The sequence below is a fragment of the Cupriavidus sp. WKF15 genome, assembly GCF_029278605.1.
In the GTDB taxonomy this organism is placed as follows: domain Bacteria; phylum Pseudomonadota; class Gammaproteobacteria; order Burkholderiales; family Burkholderiaceae; genus Cupriavidus.
Window position 1 is genome coordinate 69,583 of the sequence record NZ_CP119573.1, and the last position, 21,255, is coordinate 90,837.

The following is a 21,255-nucleotide window of genomic DNA, read 5'->3' on the forward strand; positions in this document are numbered from 1 at the left end:
CGCATCGGAGGAGATCCACTTGAAAACATCCACGCCCCGCCGCGACGGATTCCTGACCGTCTGCACGCTCACCGCCGTGCTGGTCACCGTCATCGCCATGGTCCGCTGGCCCGCCGAAGCGGCCGCCACTGCCTCCCAACTCTTCGACTGGTCCACGCGCTCCTTTGGATCGCTGGTGCAGATCTTCGTCTTCGGCTGCGTCATCGCCTGCCTGGCGCTGGCCTTCAGCAAGTACGGCAACGTGCGGCTGGGCGAAGGCAAGCCCGAGTACTCCACGCTGTCGTGGGTCTTCATGTTCATCTGCGCCGGCATGGGGTCGTCGACCATGTACTGGGGCGTGATGGAGTGGGTCTACTACTACCAGTCGCCCGGCCTGAACGTGCCCACCGGCACGCGCGAGGCGCTGGAATACTCCATCAGCTACTCGTTCTTCCACTGGGGCCTGAGCGCCTGGGCGGTGTATGCCCTGCCCTCGCTGGCCATGGCGTACCACTTCCACGTGCGCAAGAACAAGGGGCTGAACCTGGCGGCCATCATCGAGGCCATCACGGGCTTTCGCGCCACCGGGCCGGTCGGCCGGCTGGTGGACCTGATCTTCCTGCTGACGATGTTCGGGGCGCTGACGGTTTCCATCGCGCTGACGGCGTCGACCTTCACGCGCGGCCTGTCCGGCCTGTTCGGCGTGCCGGATACCTTCGTCACGCAGCTGATCGTGATCGTCGGCGTGTCGGTGCTGTTCTCCGCGAGCGCCTACATCGGCATCGACGGCGGCATGCAGCGCCTGAGCCATATGGTCTGCTGGGGCGCGCTGCTGCTGGCCGCCGTCGTGTTCGCCATCGGGCCGACCCTGTTTTCCGGCAACAACATCGTCAACGGCCTGGGCCTGATGCTCCAGAACTACGTGCACATGAGCCTGTTCACCGACCCCACCGGCGACGGCGCCTTCAGCCGCGGCTGGACGGTGTTCTACTGGCTGTGGTGGGTGTCGTACTCGCCGGGCGTGGCAATGTTCGTGGCGCGCGTGTCGAAGGGCCGCAAGATCAAGGAAGTCATCTACGCCCTGCTGCTGGGCGGCAGCGTCGGATGCTGGTTCTTCTTCGGCGCGCTGGAAAGCTACAGCATGCACCAGTTCATGTCGGGCGCCATCGACGTGCCGCGCATCCTGAAGGAGCACGGCGGCGAAACGGCCGTGGAAATGCTGCTGAGCGCGCTACCGGCCGGCAAGGTGTTCCTGGCCGTGTACCTGGCGATCATGATCGTCTTCCTCGCCGCCCACGTCGACGCCGTGGCCTACGCGGTGGCTGCCACCACTACGCGCAACCTGAAGGAAGGACAGGACCCGTCGCCGACCAGCCGCGTGTTCTGGTGCGTGATGCTGACGCTGGTGCCGCTGGCCATGCTGTTCGTCAAGGCGTCGCTGGAGACCATGAAGACAGCCGTGGTGCTGACTGCCATTCCATTCCTGGTCATCCTCGGCATCAAACTGTTCGGCCTGTTCCGCTGGCTGATCCAGGACCACGCCGACACGCCGGCTCACCTGATCGAGGCGGCCCAGTCCGACGTCCGGCCGGACGGCGAGAGCCCCGCCGCGACCACCGACCGGGAAGCCGTCGTCGCCAACGTCTGATGGACCGATGGTTTGATGGTCAGGGCGGCGCCCCGCCGGCCTGACCCGACTCATTGCTCACACTTTGCCCGCCCCCTGGGCTTTTTCTTCCGCCTTGTTGTTAAACACGATTTAACGCTTAACTACAAATTAACCAAAGGAAACCGAATCATGGAGAAGACCCTGGACAACGCCGCTGTCAAGCTGCCCGCCAACTTCTGCGCCGACGACGAGAACGCCTGGACCCTGCCCGCCTCGTATTACACGAAGGAAGCCGTCTTCGAGTACGAGAAGGAAAAAATCTTCGCCAATAGCTGGATCTGCGTGGCCCACCGCAGCGAACTGGCCGAGTCGAACGACTACGTGACCCGCGAGATCATCGGCGAAAGCATCGTCGTACTGCGCGACCGCGAAGGCGTGCTGCGCGCCTTCTACAACGTCTGCCCGCACCGCGGCCATCAACTGCTGCAAGGCAGCGGTCGCGCGAAGAACGTCATCACCTGCCCGTACCACGCCTGGACCTTCAAGCTCGACGGCGAACTGGCGCTGGCCCGCAACTGCGACAACGTGCCGAACTTCGACAAGGACAAGTCCAGCCTCGTGCCGGTGAAGGTCGAGGAATACGCCGGCTTCGTCTTCGTCAACATGAACCCGGACGCCGGCACCGTCGAAGACCAACTCCCTGGCCTGGAAGCCCGCATGCGCGCAGCCTGCCCGGTGATCGACGAACTCCACCTCGGCGCCCGCTTCGTCACCGAGACGCCGGCCAACTGGAAGTCCATCGTCGACAACTACATGGAGTGCTACCACTGCGGCCCGGCGCACCCCGGCTTCTCGGACTCGGTGCAGGTCGACAAGTACACCCACACGCTGCATGGCAACTGGACGCTGCAGTTCGGCCATGCCAAGTCGTCGGAAAAGTCCTTCAAGCTGGACGAGTCGGTGAAGGACCCGAGCTTCAGCGGCTTCTGGGCCTGGCCTTGCACGATGTTCAACGTGCCGCCGGGCGCCAACTTCATGACGGTGATCTACGAGTTCCCGGCCAGCGCCGAAGTCACGCTCCAGCACTACGAGATCTACTTCCTGAACAAGGAACTGACCGAGGACCAGAAGAAGCTGGTCGAGTGGTATCGCGACGTGTTCCGCCCGGAAGACCTGCGCCTCGTCGAAAGCGTGCAGAAGGGCCTGAAGTCGCGCGGCTACCGCGGCCAGGGCCGGATCATGGTCGACCGCCAGCGCAGCGGCATCAGCGAGCACGGCATCGTGCACTTCCACCGCAAGGTGGCGAAGGAATACGAGGGCGCCTGAGCCCCGCCCAATGAAACGGAGACCAGACCCATGCAACTGAAGGACAACACCCTCTTCCGCCAGCAGGCCCTGATCGGCGCCGAATGGACCAACGCCCCCGACGCCGCCACCGTCGCCGTGTCCGACCCCGCCACGGGCGAGCAGGTCGGCACGGTGCCGCTGATGCGCGAGGCCGGCGCCGTGGCCGCCATCGAGGCCGCCAACGCCGCCCTGCCCGCCTGGAAAGCCCGCACCGCCAGGGAGCGCGCCGCGCTGCTGCGCAAGTGGTTCGACCTCATCATCGAGAACGAGGATGACCTCGCCGCCATCATGACCCGCGAGCAGGGCAAGCCCCTGGCCGAAGCGCGCGGCGAGGTGCGCTACGCCGCGTCGTTCATCGAGTGGTTCGGCGAGGAAGCCAAGCGCCTCTACGGCGACGTGATTCCCTCCCCGGCCGCCGACAAGCGGCTGGTGGTGGTGCGCGAGCCGATCGGCGTCTGCGCGGCCATCACGCCGTGGAATTTCCCGGCGGCGATGATCGCCCGCAAGGCCGCGCCCGCGCTGGCGGCAGGCTGCACGATGGTGGTCAAGCCCGCCAACGAGACGCCGTTCAGCGCGCTGGCGCTGGCCGAACTGGCGCTGCGCGCCGGCATCCCGGCGGGCGTGCTGAATATCGTCACCGGCGACGCGGCGGCCATCGGCGGCCAGTTCACCGGCCATCCGCTGGTGCGCAAGCTGTCGTTCACCGGCTCCACGCCGGTCGGGCGCCTGCTGATGCAGCAGTGCGCTGGCACGGTCAAGAAGGTATCGCTGGAACTGGGCGGCAACGCGCCGTTCATCGTGTTCGAGGATGCCGATATCGACGCGGCGGTCGAGGGCGCGATCCAGGCCAAGTACCGCAACGCCGGCCAGACCTGCGTCTGCGTCAACCGCCTCTATATCCACGACGCCGTGTACGACCAGTTCGTCGAGCGCTACGTGAAGAAGGTGGCCGCGCTGCGCGTGGGCAACGGCTTCACGGCCGGCAGCGAGATCGGCCCGCTGATCACGGAGAAGGCGGTCGCCAAGGTCGGTGAACTGGTGGCGGATGCCGTGAGCAAGGGCGCTCGCATCGCCATCGGCGGCGGCGTGCATGAGGCCGGTGCGCAGTTCTTTACGCCGACGGTGCTGGCGGATGTCACCCCGGGCATGCGCGTGCTGGACGAGGAAATCTTCGGGCCGGTTTCGCCGGTTGTCCGCTTCACGTCGGAAGCCGACGTCGTGCGCATGGCCAACGACACCATCTACGGCCTGGCCGCCTACTTCTTCAGCCGCGACATCGGCCGCGTCTGGCGCGTGGCGGAGCAGCTGGAGTATGGCATCGTCGGCATCAACACGGGCCTGTTCTCGAACGAGGTGGCGCCGTTCGGCGGCGTGAAGCAGTCGGGCCTGGGCCGCGAAGGCTCGAAGTATGGCATCGAGGACTACCTCGAAATGAAATACCTCTGCATGGCGCTGTAACGCGCGGCAGCACACCCGGAAGACAGCAGCATGGGCAATACCTACCAAACCCTCCAGGTGCGGGTTTCGCGCATCGAGCACGTGACCCCGCTGATCAAGCGCTTCACCATGGAAGCGATGGACGGCCGTGATCTGCCGCCCTTCACCGGCGGCAGCCACGTCATCGTGCAGATGCGCGACGGCGAGCGCCAGTACAGCAATGCCTACTCGTTGATGAGTTCGCCTGACGCGCTCGGCAGCTACCAGATCGGCGTGCGGCGCGAGGAGAAGTCGAAAGGCGGCTCCGCGTTCCTGCACGACAGGGTGGCGGAGGGCGACGCGCTCACCATCACCACGCCGAACAACCTGTTCGCGCTGGACGATGGTGCGCATCACCACGTGCTGATCGCGGGCGGCATCGGCATCACGCCGTTCATGTCGCAGATGCACGAGCTGCGCAAGCGTGGGGCCTCGCACGAATTGCACTACGCCTTCCGCGCAGACGAGCACGGCGCGTTCCGCGACGAGCTGTCGGCGCTCACGCAGGCGTCTTCCGGGGGCCAGGTCAGCTTCTATGTCGACAGCAAGGGCCAGAAGCTCGACCTGGCCGGCCTGCTGGGCGATATGCAGCCCGGCGCGCATGTCTATGTCTGCGGCCCGGCTCCGCTGATCGATGCCGTGCGCACGGCCGCTCAGGCCGTTGGCCTCGATCCCTCGCGCGTGCACTGGGAACAGTTCGCCGCGCCGGAGCAGGCGGGCGACGCCTTCACCGTGGTGCTGGCGAAATCCGGCAAGACGGTGGAAGTGGCTTCCGGCGAGTCGATCCTGAAGGCCATCGAGCGCGACAGCACCGTCCCGGTCGAATGCCTGTGCCGCGAAGGCGTGTGCGGCACCTGCGAGACCCGCATCCTTGAAGGTGAAGCCGTTCACTTCGACCAGTACCTGAGCGACAAGGAGAAGGCATCGCAGAAGACGATGATGATCTGCGTGTCGCGGGCCAGGGGCGGCAAGCTCGTGCTCGATCTGTAAATCACAAGAAAGGCCGGCGCACGAGACGCCGGCCACCATCCCTCCCGAGGAGACCCTATGAGGAAACCAGCCAGCCTCTGGCTGCTGGCGGGCACGCTGCTGCCTGCCGCATTGCCTTCCACATCGCATGCCCAGTCGAACGTGATGCTCTACGGCGTCGTCAGCACCGCCGTGCGCTACACGTCCAACATCGACGGCCGCCATAACGACCAGACCGAACTCGTCTCCAGCGGCATCGGCGGCAGCCGCTGGGGCCTGAAAGGCAACGAAGACCTCGGCGGCGGCAACAAGGCCGTTTTCCTGCTGGAGAACGGCTTCGGCACCGACGACGGCAAGACCGCCTACAACGCCCTGTTCGGCCGCCAGGCCTACGTCGGCCTCTCCGGCGACTGGGGCGCCCTGACCTTCGGCCGCCAGTACAACGCCCTGAACAACATCGGGTGGGCCTTCGACCCGCTCGACCAGAGCTGGGGCAACTTCTGGTCGGACCCGCTCTACACCGGCGGCGACATCTTCTTCCAGGGCTACCGCGTCAACAACAGCATGGTCTACAAGAAGACGATCGGCCCGGTGAGCATCCAGCTCGACTACGGCTTCGGCGAACGGCCGGGCAGCACGGCGCGCGGGGCAACCTTCGGCGGCGGCGTGATGGTCCAGCAGGGGCCGCTGTCCGTCGGCGTGGCCTACGAACGGCAACGCCCGGGCACCGGCGACAACACGCTGCACAATTACTCGGTCGGCGCGTCCTATGTCATCGGCAACGCCACGGGCTACATCGGCTACATGGGCCGCCGCGAGACCAGCCCGGACGCGCGCTTCGGCATCGCATTCGTCGGCCTCGGCTACCAGGTCACGCCGGCCCTGCACCTGTCGGGCGCGTACTACCGCTACAACCAGAGCGGCAACGTAACCACGCAGTTCCAGCCCACGCCCATCCCGCTCGGCAGCGGCAACGCCGACGCGGTATCGGCCGTGGCGGACTATGCTCTGTCGAAGCGCACCAGCCTGTTCCTGGAGGCCGACGCCACCTTCGCGCGCGGCGGCACGGTCGGGCGGGAGACGGAGTACTGGGGCGGGACGCCGGTGACAGATGTCCACAGCACGACGCGCGTGGGCGTAATGGCCGGAATTCGCCACCTGTTCTGAGCTCCCCGCGAAAGCGGGGACACGATAGTCAAAGGACAAGTACCCAAAACGAATCGGAACCCATCCCCTTGCACCATTGCGACAACCCCGGCTGCTGACGCGGCCGACTGACCGAGGGGTTGGGAAGAGGCAACCGGGGTGGTGGACCGCCGCCTTGCGTCCGTGGAGTTCGTTGCCGGCGATACGCTGTCAGTGGCCGATTTCGCTTTTCTTGGCTGGGCCTGGCGACGAACGCCATCAGGTCGCGCTCGGTCAGTATCCGAACGTGAAGCGCTGGTACGAGACCGGCAAGTTTCTCCCTGGGATGAGAATTGCCGGAATTCTTGTTGTTCGAACTAATGCGCAGGAACTCCGGGACAAATTGCTCGTCGTTCGAGAACGCGTACTCGAGATGCTGGCGCGAGATGTCAGCCTCAGTGCAAGTCTTGAGCCCGCTCACGCGGCCCGCGCCCGGCACCAGCAGCGGCGCGGCGGCGGGGATGCGGTCGAACTGCACCTTCTGCTTGAGGCGGCGCGCGTCCCCGGCCCGGCGCTTTTGCCGGAAATGCGCGCCACGATTTCACCATACGGCTTGAGCCCGCGCAGGAAGGCGTCGTTCTTCACGTGCGCGCCGGCGCTGGTGGCGTCGAACACCACGTCAATGCCGGCGAACACGGGCAGGCGGGCGAGGCCCTCCACCCCTTCGTGGGTGGGTTGCCACGCCCAGCCGCCCGGCGCGCTCCAGGCCGTCAGAGGCCGGGTCGATGCCGACCATCGCACCGATCTCGATATCCTTGCCGTGGCGCAGATTCTTGAGCATCAAGTCCGTGCCGATGTTGCCGCTGCCGACGATGGCGGCTTTCAATTTTCGGGGGCATTCCCTTATCTCCTAAACTATGCGGCAGGCGACGCTGCCCAGTGCACCGATCTGTGCGTGGATATGGTCGCCGGCGACGACCCGCACCATCGGGCCGAGAGCGCCCGAGAGAATCACCTCGCCTGCCTGGAGGCCCGCGCCGCGCGCAGCCATCGTGCGCGCCAGCCAGAACGCGGCGCGCAGTGGGTGCCCCAGACAGGCGGCGCCGCCGCCCACCGAGGCCAGTTCGCCGTTGCACGTCATCTGCATGCCCAACTCGCCCAGGTTGAGCGCTCCTAGCGCCACGGGCTGGTCACCGAGTACGTAGAGGCCGCAGGACGCGTTGTCGGCCACGGTATCGGCGAGCGTGATCTTCCAGTCGGCGATTGCGCTGTCGACGATCTCGATGGCGGGCAGCGCAAAGGCGATGCAGCGCAGGAACTCCGCCCAACTCGGCACACCGGCGTCGAGCTCGCGGCCGACGACGAAGGCGATCTCCGCTTCGGCCTTGGGCTGCATCAACCGACGCATCGGCACTTCCTGGGCATGCTGGAATTCCATGTCTTGGAACAGCATGCCGAAGTCGGGTTGGTCAACGCCCAGTTGCAGTTGCACGGCACGCGAGGTGAGGCCGATCTTCCTGCCGACGATGCGCCCCCCTTCGGCCACGCGAATCCGCGTGTTGATTTCGGCCACCTCATAGGCGGCCTCCAGACTGGCGATGGCGAAGCCCGCTGAAATCGGTGGGATCGGCGTACCGCTTTGGCGCGCTTCACGCAGCGCGGCCGCTGCGCGGTTGGCGGCGTTATCCATCACGCAGCCTCCCGGGTGACGACGCCCACGGGACGACGCGACGCGCCGGCGACCATTCGGTCCCGCTGCAGTTGTTCGCTCGCGACCCGCGTGGCGCGGGCCAGCCCATCGCCGCGTTCTAGCGCAAACACGAATTTGTCCGGCCGGAGGATCGCGACGCTGCCGCGCTTGTGGCCCTGGGCCTTCAGCCAGGCGAACCAGGTGGATTCGAAGTCTTCAACCTCGATGAGTCCCTCGGTTCGCGTACGCTGACGCGGATCCTGCGGCCGCAGGCCCCACGGGTAGACCACGACGAAGCGGGCGCCAAGCGTCTGCCAGGCCGCGAGTGCCTCCGCGCTAAGTTGAGCGCGGGGATCCACGCCGGCGCCGATCAGCGCATACTCGGCGCCGATCAAGTCGTCGAGGCGGTGCGCCCTGCCGTCGGGACCGATTACCTTCGGCTGCGGCATCAGCCGTCCTTCCGGCCCGCCCAGCCGGCGCCGTGCGAGGCCGTGGTAAGTCCCTCGACGGTAGGTGGCCGAGGGAATGAAGTTCCCCTCGCGCATGAACTTGCCCACCACGGGCAGCCTCAATGCGAGCCTGAACGCGATGTTGCGCAGCCGCGCACCAAGGGGGCTGGTCATCGACACGATGCTCTTCACGCGCACCGCCTCGCGCGTCATTGCCGCGGCATGCGGGCGGCGTTCGGTCTCGTAGCTGTCGAGCAGGCGATCGCCAGCGCGGCCACGCAGCACGGCATCGAGCTTCCAACCCAGGTTGTAGGCGTCGCGTACACCGGCGTTCATGCCCTGGCCGACGAACTGAGGCGTCATGTGCGCCGCATCGCCCGCCAGAAAGACGCGGCGCTCGCGCCAGCGCTCTGCCATCAGGGCGTTGAAGGTGTAGACGAGGTGGCGCAGGATCTCGAACTTATCGACCTCGATATGGCGCGCCAGCAGTTTGCGCACGGTATGGATGTCTTCGAGGTATTCGCGCTTCTGGCCCGGCATCAGCATGAACTCGAAGCGGTGGTGCCCATCGGGTTGCACGCAGTTCACTGTCGGGCAGGCGGGGTCGCAGATGAAGCTGAAATAAGGCAGATGGTGCAGGCCGTCGCCGCGTACTTTCTCCTTGATGTCGACCACTACCCATGGGTCGGGAAAGCTCTTGCCCTGCATGGGGATGCCCAACTGCGTGCGCACGAGGCTGCGGCCGCCGTCGCAGCCGATCAGATAGCGCGCGCGGACTGCAGATTCCTGCGCCGAGGGTTTCAGCTTGGCTTCCGCCGCCGGCTTGCCGTAGTTGCCGCCCTCCGTGGTGGTGTAAAAGACGGTGACGCCCTCATCGTCCTGCTCGAAGCGGGTCAGCTCCCGGCTTCGCTGCACCGTGACGTTGGGATACCGCGCCAACGCGTCGCCAAGCGCGGTTTCGAGCCGCGGCTGATATAGGAAGTAGGAGGCGTCCCAGGCGTAAGGTCGGTTCGGGTTACTCAACTGCAGGAATACATCGCCGTCTGGCATCGCGAACTGCACGATTGGGGACTGCAGCATGTCTGCCGTGAGCGCCTCCGCCAGACCGAAGGACTGAAAAATGCGCATGCATTCGCCATCGGTGTAGACCGCGCGCGCATTACCGTAGAACTGCGGCTCGCGCTCCAGCACCAGCACTCTGTGGCCGCGGTGGCCGAGCACGTGTGCGAGCGTGAGCCCGGTCGGCCCAAGGCCGACGATAACGACGTCGTAGTGATATTCCCAGGCGCGACGGCCGTGGGGCTCGCACGATTCGGCGCGAAGCCTGTCGGCTCCTGAGTCGGAGCGACTGCCCTGCCGATCGCCGGCCGGCGTGCCCAGGCGCGCGCTCGGCGCGTCGTCGAACGAACGGTTTGCGGTATCCATCTTCATGATGCAACCCCTGGTATGTATTCCTTGCGGGTGAGCGAGCCCAGCGCCCGCGCCGTCTGGCCCAGCTTCATGCCGAACGTCAGGCTTTCGGGGAAATGCCCCCATAGGCTGATGCCCTGGTAGGTACAGGTCTGCCAGCCGGCTTCGGCCTCCTCGGTGACGACGATCGGGTCCCAACCCAACTCGACCGCGAAGCCGGAAGGGGTCGTAACGTAGAAGGAGAGTTCGCGGTCGTTCGGGTGCTGGCCGATGCCGTTGGCCATGGCAAAGCCCATCTCACGCAACCGGCGGTAGGCCCCCACCACGTCGTCGAAGCTGGCGACCTGCAGATTGAGGTGGTGAATGCGATTGCGCAGTGGATCCATGCGCCTGCCGCGGGTCGCGGCAAGCGCGAGGCTGTGGTGGCGCTCATTGAGGCGCAGGAAGGTGATGTCCATCACCACGCCGTTGACGCGTTCCTCGATGAAGTCGGAGATCCGCGCGTCGAAAATGCGCTGGAGAAAGGCGAGCAGGGCCTCGGGCACGCGCGTCGAGATTGCGAGGTGCCCCATGCCGGCCGCTCCGGTGATGAAGCCGCCGGCTTTCATCTGAAGCGGTGCCGTGCCGAGGATCGGCCGGACGAAGAGTTCGAAGGCCATGCGTTTCGGACCCTCGAAGGACCAGTAGCGCTCGACGCCGCGCAGGCCCGCCGCTTCGCCGGACTTCTCCCGCACGATCACGCCGTCAGTGCGCAAGCGGCTCAACACGAGTTCGAGCACCGCTTCGTCTTCAAGTTGCCAGCCAACAGCCGCCACATCTTCGGCAGGTCCGCGACAAACGATAAGCCGGCGCTGGTGTTCATCGATACGCATGGCTAGCACGCCGGCCTGAGGCGCGTCGACGTGCAGGCCGAGGCCTTCCCCGGCGAATCGCTGCCACTCATCCAGCCGGGACGACTCGATTAGCACGTATCCCAGGCGGATGCGGCCGTACAAGCTGGTCGCGATTGGAGTCGAGCTCGACTTCATGCTGCGGCTCCGACGATAGCCGGATTGGCGGCAGGCTCTTCCTCCTTCAAGAAGGCGCTTACCGCCGCGTTGAATTCGTCGGCCCGTTCCCACTGCACCCAGTGGCCGGTGCGGCTGAAGAGGTACAGATCGCAATGGGACATGAGTTTCTGCAGTGTCACGCCGCCGCTTACCGGATTGACGCGATCCTCCACGCCCCAGAGCACCAGGGTCGGATTGGTCAGGGCTGGCAGGCGCGGGTCGAGCGTCAGGTCCAGCTTTGCCAGCGTTGCTGGATCCCCAGGCGCACGCAGCGGCGGATTGGCGATCACCTCCGGGGCGATGCTGGCCTCGTAACGTTCGCGCAGTACTGATTTGGGGACTTGGCTGCCGTCGTACACCAAGTCTTCGGTGATGAAGCGGCTCAGTTTTTCGAAAGTGGGTCCGTCGCCTGTGTAGTAAGTGAGGAGGCGCTTCAGGCCGTCGGTGGGCGGCGCCTTGGAAACGTCTACGCCGCCCGGGCCCATCAGAACCAGGCGACCGATCCGCTCGGGCTGATCAAGCGCCATCCGCAGCGCGCAACCGCCGCCGGCGGAATTGCCGACCAAGTGCGCGCGGGCGATGCCCAGCGCGTCAAGCAGGCCAAGCATAGTGTCGGCCAGGTCGCCCCAGATGTCGTTCGAATTGAGGCCTTTGCTCGACTTTCCATAGCCAGGCATGTCGGGCACCAGCACGCGGAAATGCGCGGCCAGCGCCGTAATGTTCCGCGCGTAGTTGGAGACGCCCGAGGCACCCGGGCCGCCGCCGTGGAGCATCAGCACCGGCGGGCCTCCACCCATGTCGGCAAGATGGATCTGCCTGTTTCCGACCTGCAGGACGCGGGTTTCGGTGTTCCGATCGACGGCTTGGATGACGCTCATGTGATGTCTCCTGAGGTGGCTGAGTGGATATAGGGCAACACAACATAGACGTTCTATATTGAACGTTAGTGTTCAGTATAGTTCGGTAGTGAGTAACGTTGTCAAGCGTATAATCGTCCAGGAATTATTGGAGCTGTCCTTTTATGAACGAATTTGTTCAAGGCGGAGCCGAGTCCGCCCCGGCACCCGAACCCGCCCTCAGTGCGGCCCAGAAGCGCATTCACAGCGCGGCGATGAAGCTGTTTGCAGAGATGGATATGACCCGGGTGAGCATCAGCGATCTGGCCGTCGCGGCCGGCGTCGCGCGCGGCACGGTCTACAACAACCTGGGCGACACGGAGGGTTTATTCGAGCAGGTAGCGGCGCAGTTGGTGCGCGAGATGACGATCCGGGTCACCCAAAGCCTCGCGGGCACGGACGACCTCGCCTTGCGCCTGGCCCTCGGCATCCGCCATTACCTTCGACGCGCCCATGAGGAACCGCACTGGGGGCGCTTCCTGAACCGCTTCGGATTCAGTAGTGCTTCACTTCAGACGCTGTGGTCGACCGACCCTATCCAGAATCTCAGTGAGGGCATCGAAGCCGGCCGCTACCGGATTACACGCGAACAACTGCCTTCGGCGGTGGCCATGCTGGCCGGAACGGTGATCGCCGCCATGCTACCGGTGCTCGAAGGCCACCGAACCTGGCGAGAGATCGGCGCGGATACGGCGGAATTGCTGCTTGTAGCCTTGGGAATTGCGCGCGACGAGGCAAAGGTTCTGGCGAATTCCGATTTGCCGCCGCTGCTGACACTGGATAAGTGATCCGCGTATCTCGAGGTGACCCGCTTATTCGGACAGTGCCTATTAAACACGGGGTGCACCATGCCGAAAACGCGCCCGCCGTACCGCACTGTTTTCCGTCAACAAATGGTTGACTTGGTCCATGCGGGTCGCCGCGCCGAAGATCTGGCCAAAGAGTTCGAACCCACGGCTCAGACCGTTTACAACTGGGTTTCACAGGCCGAGCGTGACGGAAGCACACGTCATGACGGCCTGACCAGTGCCGAGCGCCAGGAGCTCTCAAGGGCCTCGCCGTGAGAACTCGGCAGCTCGAAATGGAGAGGGAGATACTTGCAAAAGCCGCGGCCTGGTTCGTGCGGGAGACCGACTCGCTGCCCGACGCGCTCGATGGCCTCGACGCGGCCGAGGATCGACGTCGATTGCGAAAAGTTGCGGGAGCGGATTTGCGTGATCATGAGAATATCCTCGTGAGTGGACGAGTCGCGGCGACGCTCGCCGTCAGGCAGCCCGCGCCAGTGCAACGGCGTCGGCACCCGCCGGGAAATGCAGCCGGTCAGAGGTGTCGTTGGCGGCATCCCAGACGCCTTCGGCGACATCCGTCGCAGCCGTCACCGCGGAGAGCTGGCTGAATCCCGCGAACACTTCATGGGCGACGGGCTCGTAAGGCTTCGTGATCAGGCCCTGCATGCGCTGCTGGCCGTTGGCGGTGAAGCTCGTGGAAGGTCCGTAGCCGGGCTCGACCAGCTTGACCCGCACGCCCAGCGCCTTGAGTTCATGCTCCAGCGATGCCGTGAAGCCTTCGATGGCGGTCTTGCTGGCCGTGTAGACGGCCACCAACGGGAACGGGGCCAGCGTCGCGCTGGACGTGACATTGACGATCGTGCCGGCTCGGCGTTCGCGGAACTGTGGGATCACCGCCTGGCACATCGCCATGACGCCGAACGTGTTGGTCTCGAAGATCTCCCGCACCGTGGACATGGGGGTGGCTTCAAATGCACCGAACAGGCCGATGCCGGCATTGTTCACCAGTACATCGATGGGGCCAGCGGCCTCCAAGGCCCGGTCGATGCTCTCGGGCTGCGTGACATCCAGCGGCAAGACGCGCAGGTTCTCCGAGGCTGGAAGCAGGTCCGACCGGGGGGTCCGCATGGTAGCGATGACCTTCCACCCGTTTGCGAGGAAGTGACGGGCGGTTTCCAGGCCATAGCCGGACGAAGAACCAGTGATCAGTACAGTCTTCATTTCGTGCTCCGAGGTGGGTGATTGACTCGGAGGGAACGATAGGGAACTCTAGCCGGATCGTCGATATCAAATAATCCGCTTTCTTTTAGCGAACGTCCAAATGAGTGACCCTCTCTCCGAAATCGTCCGACTGCTGCATCCGCAGGCCGTGTTCGCCAACCTGATCAGCGGCAAGGGCAATTGGGCGGTGCGCTACTCCGAGTTCGGCAAGCCCAGCTTCTGCATCATGCTGGAAGGCAGTTGTCGGCTGGCCGTGGATGGACACGAGCCGACGACGCTCAGCGCCGGAGATTTCGTGCTGCTCCCCACCACGCCGGGCTTTACGATATCCAGCTTCGCCCCAGCGCCCCCGGCCTACATGGACCCCAACCAAGTGCGGGAGGGGCGGGGCGAATTGCGGTATGGCGAGCAGACAGGCCAACCCGACATGCGCTCATTGGGTGGTTCGTTCTTGTTCGACTGCGCCGATCCGGGTCTGCTGGTGTCGCTGCTGCCGAAAGTGGTGCACGTGCAAGGTTCGACGCGGCTGTCGCAGCTAGTGCAGATGGTGGGCGAGGAGTCCGCGGATAAAAAACCAGGCAATGAGTTCATGCGCTCCCGGCTGGTCGAAATGCTGCTCGTCGAGGCCATGCGTTCAACCACGTCGGGAAGCGCCCCACCAGGCCTGCTCCGTGGATTGGGCGATGAGCGATTGGCGGCCGCGTTGAAGCAGATGCATGCGCATATTGACCAGAGCTGGTCGGTTGCCCAACTTGCCACGATCGCTGCGTTATCGCGATCCAGCTTCTTTGAGCGATTCACGCGGACGGTCGGGGTCGCGCCGATGGAGTACCTGCTCTCGTGGCGTATGGAAATCGCGAAGGAACTCCTGCGTCGTGATGAATTGTCCGTTTCGGAGATAGCCGAACGCATCGGCTACGGCTCGACCAGTGCGTTCAGCGTGGCATTCACCAGGCATGTCGGGCAGCCACCCAGCCACTACGCGCGCGCAGTGTAAGAACGCCTGCCGATCAAGGAATGGAAGGGCCGCGCATTCGTCCAATCTCCCATGTCGCCCGCCACCATGCACCATCGCGGCGAACTGCTGTCCCAGCCGCGCGCGCCCAACGGCTGTACGCGCGTATCGTCGATCCAGGTTACCAACTCGAAGATCGCTCACACCGGCTTCAACGTCAATCGGCGATTTCCGCTTGGCCGAAAACCGCAGATCTCGAGCGGGTACGGACGGAAGCTCTAAGATTGCAGTCGTCGGATGCCGGCCATAAGCGGCCCTTCGCCCTCGCGGTCATACGGTCGTTCAAGCGACCGATTCGCGCCATCAACGGACCGTCATATCCGGATCACGCTGCGCTGGTCACTTGCCATCGCTGATGCGTTCCTCCTCGATGAAACGAAGCAAAGCCTCTACCAGCGCCTCCCGTGGATAGGCATTTTGCGTGACGAACAGCGAACCGATCGTGTCATGCTTCCGGGCGATTGGTACGGCGAGCGCCCAATGGTCAGCGTTGACGTAGCCCAACAGCGTGCTCCCGGACACGATCTGGTCATAGAAGATCATCTGGCTGTCGTTGCGCGCGTCGACGCGGGACAGCTTGTCGTAGCTTGATCTGAGAATCGATGAAATGCGCTCCGGCTGCGGGAACGTGACGATCGAATAGATGGGCAGATCGTTGGGAAGCGGGTTCTGCGCAAGCCATGCCTTGCGTGTCCGCGGCCGCAGGCTCTCCACCGCGCCGCCATCTCCAGGCGAGCATGTCGCACCAGGGAAGTGCCGCAGAAGGTCGGCCTGATACTGCTCGGCATCGTTGGCGAGCGGCGAACCGCCGACGGCACCGGCCGCGGTGACCACGGCGGCCACGCGACTGCGGATCTCGGGGTACGTGACGACAGCCTCGAGGATATCCGGTGCGCCCTTGGAATAGCCGATCAATACAATGCGCGGTTCGTCGACTGCGTGCGGCATGGCCATGATTGCATCGCGGATCTGGCGAGCGTTGTTCGTCGAGCTTGACAGTGCGTCGACAGTGATCATCGTCGCGTCATAGCCAAACTCGCGCACATGGGTTGCGACAGTCCCCTGCGGACCCAGCCATGGCCTGAAGCACTCGTACCCGACGCCCGCCACGACTGCCGCAATGAGATGCCGTTTCGACGGGCCGAGTTCGACGGGCCTGTCCGTGCCGGCGGGCTCGGTGCCCACGCGGGTCAGTGCCTCTTCGCAAGGACGGTAGTCGGGAAGCGTGGAGCCTCGGGCCCGCAGCACGGCACAGTAGACTTCGCGAAAGCGGCCCCGCTTGTCGGTCACTCCGGCAAGGGCCGCTGGCACCAGTACAAGCGGTGGCGTATCGGTCGAATACGGGACGAGCGGCGTCGATGCGCACGCGCCGAGAAAAAGGGTCCACGCGAGCGCCGTCAGGTACGCGAGGCCCCTCAACCATGTACGGATCGCGCGGAAGGCCTGCCTCGGGCCAGCGGCTCGCCATTTAGTGTCCTGCGCGTCGGGCTGCGTCATCGCTCTCCCCGCCTTGGAAATGCCATTGTGAGTTATTAATGTCAGATGAGGAAATCGTCTTGAATACCTTCCGCTGGGATGAGGGATAAGCGGGTCGCATTCGTGAAATCTACTGCGCCGCGCTCCAGACCCGGAGACCGACCCGCCGCCACTACCGTACTTGCGATGAGGCTCGGACCCAAGTGAGCAGCGGACCTGCAGGCGTGTGACCGTCGAATTCTGCCAATCGAAACGGCATGTCAATGCAGTGGTCGTGGCGTGGCAGGCATCCGCTATGAATGGGATGAATTGCAGATGGGCTATTGGGGGTGATTGGCTATGCATTTTAAAATTTGAAAATTCAAATTTAATCCAAAGACGGATATGACCAGCAAGCGGCAACGCAGTCCTCTCCTCGGTACCGTAGGGTTTAGTAGTAATAGCGCCAATCAAACACCAGCCTCAGGCCAATCGACCAGACTGTATGCAACGGCGGCGCAGCCGAGCCGCGAGGGAAATTTACGCTTCCCCCGTGCGGCACGTCGGCAGCGGCAAAGAGCTGGAAGACCACCGACGAACTCTGGTTAGTCGAAAACGCACGATACGGCCGGTATTCGAGAATGGGAATCTCGAACATGGTTGACTTGAAGCTCACGAATTGCCCAACGCCTGTGTCCGGGCCACCGGGCGCAATGAGCTGATCCCTCCCGCTCAGCCCGTACAGCGTCACACCGATCTCGCGACCCAGGACGAACTGGAAGCGTCCGATTGCAGTCGACCATCCGCTCTCCCACGGGATCAGGCCGCCATTAGCGGCGCGGACGGCGACTTGTGTATAGGCGGACGGATTGACCAAATACAGCGGAGCCAGCAGCAGCAGGTCGCCCGGCACCACATAGAATGGCATGCGCAGGCGCAGCGCCAGTCCTGAGCGGGCTGGTATCGCCGCGCCAAGATTACCGCCGGACGCGACTTGCGCGCCGAAGCGGTTGCTGGATGGCGAATCGGTGCGGAAGCCTACCGAGGCATAGACCAGCCCGTCGCCCGCCTCGCCCATCACGCCATCGAGGCCGAAGCCGGCCCGCACGGAAAGATCGAGGCCGCCGACGAAGCCGCCCCAACCCTGGGAGGCTACGAAGCCGCCGTCGACCCAGCGCGCATCGATCGAACCGGCCAGCCCGATGAACGGTCCGACCTCGCTGCGAAAGCGCGGCATGGCCCCAAGGCCTGGCCCGAGCCCCGGTACCGGGGTTTCGCGCAGCGTCGCTTCGAAAAACCGCACATCTTCCGGCCTTGGCCCTGTGCCGGGAGCGCGGTCGGGCAGCGTCTTGTTGCGGCATATGTCGAAGTTGTTCAACTCTGCCACGGCGTCTGGCGTGTAGGCGAATGCATTGCCGCTGCCTGTCGCGGCATCCAGTACCTGCTCGAGGCTGCGGCGCACGGCCGTCGCCGCCACGGAGGCGTCTTCCGGACGCAGGTTCGCATCACCCATCAGGACGACCGACTGGCCTCCATTGCTCCACGTGAATACTTCCAGCCCATTCTGGTTGTAGTAATCGTGCGTTCCCTGCCGCTGCGAAGCGTCGCCCCATGAACCGGCGATATGGCCCGCTGCGTATGCATCCTCCAGGAAATGCAGCGCGAACGCTTCGTCCGCCATGGCGGCGCGCGCAAGCGCCTGCCTCTGCTGCGCGGTGTGCCGCTCATTCGCAAGGCGGCTGGCCTTTTGCAAAGCGCTGAGGTGGAAGAAGGAATAAACGCCGACCGCGTTGAGTTCCGACCCGGGCCGCAGGGTCAGGCGCGCGTAGTCGTAGAGCGAGATGTCAGTAGACGGACGCGACATCAGGAAATGCGCATTGTTCGCGCCCGCTCGCTCTCCCTGACTTCACCGCCGCCTTCAGGGCCGACCAGTCCATTTCATTGCGCTCGGCGTAGGCAATGGCAAACTGCTGGATGGCTTCGTCGAACGCATCCGACTTGCCCACGTACCCAAGGATCATGGCCGGATGCAGCCAGCCTGCGCACATCCCAGTCGAAAGGCCCGGGCAACGTTTCATCGAAATCATTCGGCCCGAACAGTACCCTGCGCTCCGGACTGGCGAACGAGCCGAAGTTTGCCAGGTGGGCATCACCGCCTAGCGGCACGATGATTCCCGAATTCGGCAACCGGGCCAGGTCGAAGGCCATCAGCGGCGCGGCCCCACGATAGAAGGCGAATGGACTGGCCACCATGCGGCCGTAGCGGATCGGTATGAGGCTTGGCAACCTGCCTGCATTGGAAGCCTCGAGCAGTGCAATCGGATCGCGGTCGGACAGCGTACATGTCGCAAGCTTGGCCCGCGGCGCAAGCCGACGTGCGGCCCTTCCAGCGTCGATACGCGATGTTCGTGAGCCGCGGCCACCAAACAGTTCGGAGAGATCCTCGTGCACTTGGGCGGCATGCGGCTCTGCGTGCACCGCCGGCGACCTACCTTGTTGCACCTCGGCAGTCTTTGGCATGGCATGCCCTCGAAAGGCGCGTGACCTTACGTGTCAACCTGGCCTGCCGGCAGGCTCCGGCCCTGATTCTGGCGGCGGCCGGTCACGCAGGGCCTTGATGGCGTCGTCCACGGTCACGAAAATCTCCTGATGCCCGGTTACACCACTAAAGGTGCGATAGCGCTGAAGTTCGTCCAGTACGCCTTCGGGAATCGCGACAGCGGCGATACCGATGCCGCGCCGCTCCAGTTCACGTCGAAGCTGCTCCAGCGTCTTGCCAGCGCTATAGTCGACGTTGAAGATTTGCGAGGCATCGATGACGACCCAGCTCACTTTCGAATCCGTCTGCTCGACCAGCCTCAGCACCTCCTCCATGAAGCGGCCCGCGTTCGCATAGAACAGATCGGCCTCGAAACGATAGGCGACAATGCCCGGCGACGCGAACAGGTCTGGCGCCACCTCATTTGCCGTCCACTGACCACTCGGGTGGGGTGTCAGCACACGGGTGCGCAGCCGGTAGCTATAGCGCGTATGGTCGATCAGGGACAACAGCACGGCCGCGAGGATGCCGTGCATGACGTCGACGAACACCACCACGCCCGTCGTGATCAGGGCAACGACGAATTCATCCTTCTGCAGATTGTAAAGCTCGGTCATGCCTTTCACGTCGATCAGCTTGACGCCGATCATGAACACGATTGCCGACAGGACGGCAGCCGGGAGGAAGCCTAGCGGCCCGGTCATGAACAGCAGCACCAGCAGCACGATGACGGCGGTTGTCAGGTGGGCGAACTGGGTTCGACCGCCTGCATCGTCGACCATCTCGGTCTTGGTCGGGCTCCCGTTGACCACGAAGGTGCCGGTCAGCGCGGCCACTGCATTGGCGCCGGCAAGGCCGACGATGTCCTGGTTGTCGTCGCCGCGCTCGTTGTAGCGGTTGGCGTAAGCCCGTGCGGTCGCGGCGCTTTGCGCGATGATGACGATGAAGCAGGAGGCGGCGGTTATCAGTACCTGTTCCAGATGGGCGAGATGCAGCGGCGGCAGCGACAGCGATGGCAATCCGCTGGGCACCTTGCCGACCAGCTCGATGCCGTGCTTCCCGAAATCGAATGCCGCACTGCAGGCGATCGCGCCGACCACGGCAATCAGCGGGCCGGGTGCACGCGGCACGAAGCGTTTGCATCCCAGGATCACTGCCAGCACTGATAACGACAGGGCAGACGTGACATAACTGGCTTCGCCAATGCGCTGAAAAACCGAGGCGAACTGCATGAGCGGACCATGTCCCTGTTTGCGCAGTCCGATCAGCCCGGCAAGCTCGCCAACAGCGACCTGTACGCCGACACCAGTCAGGAAACCGATCAGGGCGCTGCGGGACAGGAAGTCGGCCAGGAACCCCAGGCGAAGGATGCGCGCCAGAACCAGCATGACGGCAACAGCGAGTGCAACGGCGCTCGTCAGGCCGACATATTCCGGACTGCCAAGCGTCGCCACCGCAACCAGGGAACTGGCGAGGATGGCTGCGGTTGCGGAATCGGCGGCGACAACCAGATGGCGCGACGCCCCCAGAAGGGCAAAGACCACCAGCGGCAGCAAGATCGTGTAGAGGCCCGTGACGGTCGGCGTGCCCGAGATCTTGGTGTACCCCATCACTTCAGGGATCCCCAGGGCGGCCAGGGTGATGCCAGCGATGATGTCGTGCGGCAGTTGCGCGCGATTTACCGGCAGCAGCCCTTTCAGGAGAGGCATGCGACTTCGGGGCGCCACGGTGGGGGAAGTCGGCATGATGTTGTGCACCTCCATCTGAGGTTGCACGATCCGGCGCGTGCGGTCGCAAAGTCACTCGACTGACTGACCCGCGGGTTCCCCCCGCTCGGATCGTAAATGCGGAGGAATACTCTCCCCCCGCGCTTACATCATAGCGTCACATTTGCGCAGGCATCGAGCAAGTTTGCCGAACCGGCCACTATGCTCTAAGCGGTCGGATGTCAAGACGGGTCGTCTTCCGCCCTACGCGGACTGGTCCAGGAGGAACGCTCCGCTGTGCTCGGCGTCGGGCCGCAGCCGGCCAGTTACGGTCATCTGTCGAAGTCAGTCCTATGACCGTTGTGAGTCTGAAATGCGACACGCGTCGCTCCCCCAACTGACCCACACCCGCACCGGGCTTTCGCAGTTGCTCGCCTGCTCGCTCGCCGACGCCATCCATAAACGATCACCGCCCACAGATCGGGCATTGCAACTCGTGCCAACGCCTTAGCATTTCATGCCAAATTGATAG

Annotated in this window: 17 protein-coding genes and 3 pseudogenes; 8 read left to right on the top strand and 12 right to left on the bottom strand. The window is 64.4% G+C overall.

What is annotated here, in order from left to right; translation table 11 throughout:
- Positions 1-19: 19 nt before the first annotated feature.
- The 6 genes and pseudogenes from CupriaWKF_RS17680 to CupriaWKF_RS17705 all read left to right on the top strand — a co-directional run.
- Positions 20-1,627, top strand: a complete 1,608-nt coding sequence (locus CupriaWKF_RS17680) for a BCCT family transporter (protein ID WP_276102072.1) — start codon at positions 20-22, stop codon at positions 1,625-1,627.
- A 150-nt stretch (positions 1,628-1,777) separates the two neighbouring features.
- Positions 1,778-2,914 (top strand): ring-hydroxylating oxygenase subunit alpha, encoded by a 1,137-nt coding sequence (locus CupriaWKF_RS17685; RefSeq protein ID WP_276102073.1) that lies wholly within the window; start codon positions 1,778-1,780, stop codon positions 2,912-2,914.
- A gap of 30 nt (positions 2,915-2,944) precedes the next feature.
- Positions 2,945-4,393 carry an NAD-dependent succinate-semialdehyde dehydrogenase gene (locus CupriaWKF_RS17690; protein ID WP_276102074.1) on the top strand — a complete coding sequence of 483 codons (1,449 nt, stop codon included), beginning with the start codon at positions 2,945-2,947 and terminating at the stop codon, positions 4,391-4,393.
- Between the two features lie 30 nt (positions 4,394-4,423).
- Positions 4,424-5,401: a PDR/VanB family oxidoreductase gene (locus tag CupriaWKF_RS17695; RefSeq protein ID WP_276102075.1), complete on the top strand. Its 978-nt coding sequence runs from the start codon at positions 4,424-4,426 to the stop codon at positions 5,399-5,401.
- A 57-nt stretch (positions 5,402-5,458) separates the two neighbouring features.
- Positions 5,459-6,547, top strand: coding sequence for a porin (locus tag CupriaWKF_RS17700; RefSeq protein ID WP_276102076.1), 1,089 nt, complete (start codon positions 5,459-5,461; stop codon positions 6,545-6,547).
- Between the two features lie 138 nt (positions 6,548-6,685).
- Positions 6,686-6,830 (top strand): annotated as a pseudogene (locus CupriaWKF_RS17705) (glutathione binding-like protein); the annotation flags it as partial.
- 138 nt (positions 6,831-6,968) lie between these two features.
- Here the strand turns inward: CupriaWKF_RS17705 and CupriaWKF_RS17710 are convergent.
- The 5 genes and pseudogenes from CupriaWKF_RS17710 to CupriaWKF_RS17730 form a co-directional block, all read right to left on the bottom strand.
- Positions 6,969-7,346, bottom strand: a pseudogene (locus tag CupriaWKF_RS17710) (hypothetical protein); the annotation flags it as partial.
- 69 nt (positions 7,347-7,415) lie between these two features.
- Positions 7,416-8,195: a fumarylacetoacetate hydrolase family protein gene (locus CupriaWKF_RS17715; RefSeq protein ID WP_276102077.1), complete on the bottom strand. Its 780-nt coding sequence runs from the start codon at positions 8,193-8,195 to the stop codon at positions 7,416-7,418.
- On the bottom strand, positions 8,195-10,075 hold the full coding sequence (locus CupriaWKF_RS17720) for a bifunctional 3-(3-hydroxy-phenyl)propionate/3-hydroxycinnamic acid hydroxylase (RefSeq protein ID WP_276102078.1): 1,881 nt from the start codon (positions 10,073-10,075) through the stop codon (positions 8,195-8,197). Before CupriaWKF_RS17720 ends, CupriaWKF_RS17715 begins: the two co-directional genes overlap by 1 nt.
- The gene (locus CupriaWKF_RS17725) at positions 10,072-11,082 is read right to left on the bottom strand and encodes a VOC family protein (RefSeq protein WP_276102079.1); all 1,011 of its coding nucleotides are present in this window, start codon (positions 11,080-11,082) and stop codon (positions 10,072-10,074) included. Before CupriaWKF_RS17725 ends, CupriaWKF_RS17720 begins: the two co-directional genes overlap by 4 nt.
- Positions 11,079-11,981 carry an alpha/beta fold hydrolase gene (locus tag CupriaWKF_RS17730; RefSeq protein WP_276102080.1) on the bottom strand — a complete coding sequence of 301 codons (903 nt, stop codon included), beginning with the start codon at positions 11,979-11,981 and terminating at the stop codon, positions 11,079-11,081. The genes CupriaWKF_RS17725 and CupriaWKF_RS17730 overlap by 4 nt, the downstream gene beginning before the upstream one ends.
- 143 nt (positions 11,982-12,124) lie before the next feature.
- Here CupriaWKF_RS17730 and CupriaWKF_RS17735 point away from each other — a divergent pair, with 143 nt between their 5' ends.
- A complete protein-coding gene (locus tag CupriaWKF_RS17735; protein ID WP_276102081.1) occupies positions 12,125-12,787 on the top strand; it encodes a TetR/AcrR family transcriptional regulator in 663 nt (220 codons plus the stop codon).
- A 221-nt stretch (positions 12,788-13,008) separates the two neighbouring features.
- On the opposite strand, the gene CupriaWKF_RS17740 is transcribed toward CupriaWKF_RS17735, so the two are convergent.
- Complete coding sequence (locus tag CupriaWKF_RS17740; RefSeq protein WP_276102082.1) at positions 13,009-13,221, bottom strand: hypothetical protein; 213 nt, start codon at positions 13,219-13,221, stop codon at positions 13,009-13,011.
- 43 nt (positions 13,222-13,264) lie between these two features.
- On the bottom strand, positions 13,265-14,008 hold the full coding sequence (locus CupriaWKF_RS17745) for an SDR family oxidoreductase (protein WP_276102083.1): 744 nt from the start codon (positions 14,006-14,008) through the stop codon (positions 13,265-13,267).
- 100 nt (positions 14,009-14,108) lie between these two features.
- Here CupriaWKF_RS17745 and CupriaWKF_RS17750 point away from each other — a divergent pair, with 100 nt between their 5' ends.
- The gene (locus tag CupriaWKF_RS17750; RefSeq protein WP_276102084.1) at positions 14,109-15,005 is read left to right on the top strand and encodes an AraC family transcriptional regulator; all 897 of its coding nucleotides are present in this window, start codon (positions 14,109-14,111) and stop codon (positions 15,003-15,005) included.
- A 357-nt stretch (positions 15,006-15,362) separates the two neighbouring features.
- On the opposite strand, the gene CupriaWKF_RS17755 is transcribed toward CupriaWKF_RS17750, so the two are convergent.
- From CupriaWKF_RS17755 to CupriaWKF_RS17775, 5 genes and pseudogenes are all read right to left on the bottom strand, one after another.
- A complete protein-coding gene (locus CupriaWKF_RS17755) occupies positions 15,363-16,520 on the bottom strand; it encodes a hypothetical protein (RefSeq protein ID WP_276102085.1) in 1,158 nt (385 codons plus the stop codon).
- Between the two features lie 409 nt (positions 16,521-16,929).
- On the bottom strand, positions 16,930-18,159 hold the full coding sequence (locus tag CupriaWKF_RS17760) for a hypothetical protein (RefSeq protein WP_276102086.1): 1,230 nt from the start codon (positions 18,157-18,159) through the stop codon (positions 16,930-16,932).
- A 257-nt stretch (positions 18,160-18,416) separates the two neighbouring features.
- Positions 18,417-18,524, bottom strand: a complete 108-nt coding sequence (locus CupriaWKF_RS17765) for a hypothetical protein (RefSeq protein WP_276103297.1) — start codon at positions 18,522-18,524, stop codon at positions 18,417-18,419.
- Positions 18,504-18,998, bottom strand: a pseudogene (locus tag CupriaWKF_RS17770) (DUF2252 family protein); the annotation flags it as partial. The gene CupriaWKF_RS17765 and the pseudogene CupriaWKF_RS17770, both read right to left, overlap by 21 nt.
- A 33-nt stretch (positions 18,999-19,031) precedes the next feature.
- Positions 19,032-20,726, bottom strand: coding sequence for a SulP family inorganic anion transporter (locus CupriaWKF_RS17775; protein ID WP_276102087.1), 1,695 nt, complete (start codon positions 20,724-20,726; stop codon positions 19,032-19,034).
- Between the last annotated feature and the right edge of the window lie 529 nt (positions 20,727-21,255).